Annotated in this window: 2 protein-coding genes and 1 pseudogene; 2 read left to right on the forward strand and 1 reads right to left on the reverse strand. The window is 65.3% G+C overall.

Features of this window, described 5'->3' with window-relative positions:
* Positions 1-211: 211 nt before the first annotated feature.
* Together NS2_RS35245 and NS2_RS35250 are read left to right on the forward strand one after the other, a co-directional pair.
* Complete coding sequence (locus NS2_RS35245) at positions 212-907, forward strand: YoaK family protein (protein WP_033091701.1); 696 nt, start codon at positions 212-214, stop codon at positions 905-907.
* 32 nt (positions 908-939) lie between these two features.
* A complete protein-coding gene (locus tag NS2_RS35250) occupies positions 940-1,536 on the forward strand; it encodes a hypothetical protein (RefSeq protein ID WP_033091702.1) in 597 nt (198 codons plus the stop codon).
* Here NS2_RS35250 and ctaD read toward each other — a convergent pair.
* Positions 1,533-3,233 (reverse strand): annotated as a pseudogene (ctaD, locus tag NS2_RS35255) (aa3-type cytochrome oxidase subunit I); the annotation flags it as partial. The gene NS2_RS35250 and the pseudogene ctaD overlap by 4 nt on opposite strands.

The raw sequence follows: 3,233 nt of genomic DNA on the forward strand, positions 1-3,233 counted from the left end.
AGTATTAACTCGAATCGGACGGCGCGGGGATCTCCCCACCCGCAGATGTCCGCTGCGCCCCGATTCTGTCCGGCAGTACCCCGATCTCGGTTTCGATGACGTAAACTCAAACAGCAGAAGACATTTCGACTCCACGAGATGGCTGTCGTCATAGGTTTTCCAAAGGTTCGCACCGGGGATTCTCTCAGGTTCCGGTTGCTAGTCTGACGCCATGCCTTCGACCGATAGCAATCGGCCCGCACACTTCTGGAATCTCGAAACCCGACTCGCCTCAGCGCTTTCCATTCTGGCCGGTTTCGTCGGTGCCGCCGTCTACGTCCACTCCATCGGCTACTTCGTCACCTTCATGACCGGCAATACCGAACGGGCGATCGTCGCGAACTTCACCGGCGATCGGACCCTCGCCCTGGGCGCGGCCCTCATCATCGGCTGCTTCCTGCTCGGCGTCTTCGTCGCCTCGGTGTGCCGCCGCCGCTTCTGGCGCGATCACCCGCACGGCTCGACCGCGCTCGCCACCGCCGCGCTGATCGTCGCCGCGGCAGTCGATCTGGCCCTGGCCAAACACGATATCGGGCTGACGCCGGTGCTGTTCGTCGCCTTCGCGATGGGCGCGCTCAATACCTCGTTCGTGAAGAACGGCGAGGTGTCGATCCCGATCAGCTACGTGACCGGCACGCTGGTGAAGCTGGCGCAGGGCGTGGAGCGCCACGTCGCGGGCGGCACCGCCCGGGACTGGGCCGGCTATGCGGTGCAATACGTTTCGTTCCTGCTCGGGGCGCTGGTCGGCGGCATGGTGAGCCTGGTGGTCACCGGCAAGTACATGCTCACGGTCGCCGCCGCGGGATCCACGCTGGTCGCGGCCTATACCTGGCGCGCGGATCCGCGCTGGCGGAGGACGGCCGCGTAGCGGAGGTGGCACGGCGAGAGATCGGTGGACCCTTGGTTACCGCGAAGGCCCTGCGGCTGTTGACAACCCGGTATTCGCCCGGCCTGCCGCCGGGCGTGCCCGGTTTGCATTCGTCGCGAGCCTTCACCTCGGCCGTGGTCGTGTCCGGGGAGGACGGACCCCGCTATCCCACCGAACACGAATTGCCCCGTCTGGTCACCGAAATGGATGTGCTGGGGGTGGCGTTCGACAATACGTTCGCGGTCGAGATCGCGGCCGCCGAGGTGCGCGAGCACCGCATCGGCCGCCATTGGGTGCAGGTGATCTCCAGTGCCACTTCGCCTTACATCGCGACCAGCGTGCTCGGCATGGCGCCCGCGCCGGTCGGACCCGAGGGCGCTGGCATGCTGATCGCCGCGCCCCGGTCCGGCATGACGGTTTTCATGCCGATCCGCGAGCGCGGCGATCTCGAGGTGGTGGGGCCGCTGTCGGATGTGGTGCGCGCCATCCACGCCCGGTGCGAGGACCCCTGCAACGACCGGTTGTACTGGCTGGCGGGCGAGAGCTTCTACCCGGTGTCGGCCGATCCGGCGAGCGACCGGGTCGTGGTGGACCCGGCGCTGCACCCGATCATTCGCCGCTTACGCTAGCGACCGGCCGATTCCTGTTTCTCCGCATGGGATTTCGCGCCCCAGCCGACATGCGACTCGGCGCGCATGCGCTCGACCATGTGCGGGTAGTGCAGCTCGAACGCCGGACGCTCGGACCGCACGCGCGGCAGTTCGTGGAAGTTGTGCCGCGGCGGCGGGCAGGAGGTCGCCCACTCCAGGGAGTTGCCGTAGCCCCACGGATCGTCCACCGTGACCACTTCGCCGTAGCGGTAGGACTTGAAGACGTTCCACAGGAACGGCAGCATCGACAGGCCCAGGATGAAGGAGCCGATGGTGGAAACCGTATTGAGCGTGGTGAATCCGTCGCCGGGCAGGTAGTCGGCGTAGCGCCGTGGCATACCCATCGAGCCGAGCCAGTGTTGCACCCGGAAGGTGGTGTGGAAGCCGATGAAGGTGGTCCAGAAGTGCCCAGGCGCTCGTCCATCAGGCGGCCGGTCAGTTTGGGGAACCAGAAGTAGATGCCCGCGTAGGTGGCGAACACGATCGTGCCGAAGAGTACGTAGTGGAAGTGCGCGACAACGAAATAGGTGTCGGTGACCTGGAAATCCAGTGGCGGGCTGGCGAGAATCACGCCGGACAGGCCGCCGAACAGGAAGGTGACCAGGAAGCCGATGCTGAACAGCATCGGGGATTCGAAGGTCAGCTGCCCCTTCCACATGGTGCCGATCCAGTTGAAGACCTTCACACCGGTCGGCACCGCGATCAGGAAGGTCATGAACGAGAAGTACGGCAGCAGCACGGCTCCCGTGGCATACATGTGGTGCGCCCACACCGCGATCGACAGCGCCGCGATACCCAGCGTCGCGTAGACCAGGGTGGTGTAACCGAAGATCGGCTTACGGCTGAACACCGGGAAGATCTCCGACACCACCCCGAAGAACGGCAGCGCGATGATGTACACCTCGGGATGCCCGAAGAACCAGAACAGGTGCTGCCACAGAACGGCTCCACCGGTGGCCGGGTCGTATATGTGCCCGCCCAGGTGGCGGTCGTAGGCCAGCGCGATGAGCGCCGCGGTCAGGATCGGGAAGGCGAGCAGGATCAGCACCGAGGTGACGGCGATGTTCCAGGTGAAGATGGGCATCCGGAACATGGTCATCCCCGGGCAGCGCAGGCACACCACGGTGGTGAGCATATTGACCGCGCCCAGAATGGTGCCCAGGCCCGAGATCAGCAGCCCCATGATCCACAGATCGGCTCCCGCGCCGGGTGAGTGGATGAAATCGGAGAGCGGGGCGTAGGCGGTCCAGCCGAAGTCGGCCGCCCCGCCCGGGGTGAGAAAGCCCGCGGTGGCCATGATTCCGCCGAAGAGATACAGCCAATAGCTGAAGGCGTTCATCCGTGGGAAGGCGACGTCCGGAGCACCGAGCTGGAGCGGGAGTATCGCGTTGGCGAAGCCGAAGACGATCGGCGTCGCATAGAACAGCAGCATGATCGTGCCGTGCATGGTGAACAGCTGGTTGTACTGCTCGGTGGAGAGGAATTGCAGACCGGGACGGGCCAGCTCGGCGCGCATGATCAGCGCCATGAGGCCGCCGATCAGGAAGAAGGACATCGACGTCACCAGGTACATCACGCCCAGCACCTTGTGGTCGGTGGTGGTGAGCAACCGCCAGATGACCGAGCCCTTGGGAGCGTGCCGCGGCGGATGGGGGCGCTCGTACTCGACTAGTACT

The sequence above is a fragment of the Nocardia seriolae NBRC 15557 genome (genome assembly GCF_007990715.1).
Classification (GTDB): Bacteria; Actinomycetota; Actinomycetes; order Mycobacteriales; family Mycobacteriaceae; genus Nocardia; species Nocardia seriolae.

Coding starts and splice junctions, on each gene's coding strand:
- NS2_RS35245 (WP_033091701.1), top strand. CDS start 212: ATGCCTTCGACCGATAGCAATCGGCCCGCACACTTCTGGAATCTCGAA.